Origin of the sequence: Streptomyces sp. GbtcB7, assembly GCF_019091445.1 — a bacterium.
In the GTDB taxonomy this organism is placed as follows: Bacteria; Actinomycetota; Actinomycetes; order Streptomycetales; family Streptomycetaceae; genus Streptomyces; species Streptomyces mirabilis.
In genome coordinates this window covers 1-232 of the sequence record NZ_JAGXJM010000721.1, presented here as the reverse complement: position 1 = coordinate 232, position 232 = coordinate 1, and the positions used below count along the sequence as shown (strand labels likewise).

At 75.9% G+C, this 232-nt stretch carries 1 protein-coding gene; it reads right to left on the bottom strand.

Annotation, left to right across the window (positions count from 1 at the left end):
• Positions 1–232 (bottom strand): alginate lyase family protein (locus KVT44_RS57350; protein WP_217577239.1); only part of this gene is annotated, 232 nt, incomplete at both ends.

Sequence of the window (232 nt, the reverse complement as noted above, 5' to 3'; positions counted from 1 at the left end):
GGCGGGTGTAGGCGACGAGGTCGAAGGTCGAGTAGTGCCAGCTGCGGGGGCGGGTGAGCTCCTGGGGCTGGCTGCCGTGCGCGGCGACCTGCGGGTCGATCCGCTTGGACTCCGCGCCGGGGACGGTCCGGCGGGCGGGGTCCTCGCCGCCGGTCGCGTACCCCAGGGGGGGGTGCTGCATGGCGTGGAGGGTGCCGTGGTGGTTCTTGGTGGCACCCCCCTCGCCGCCGAG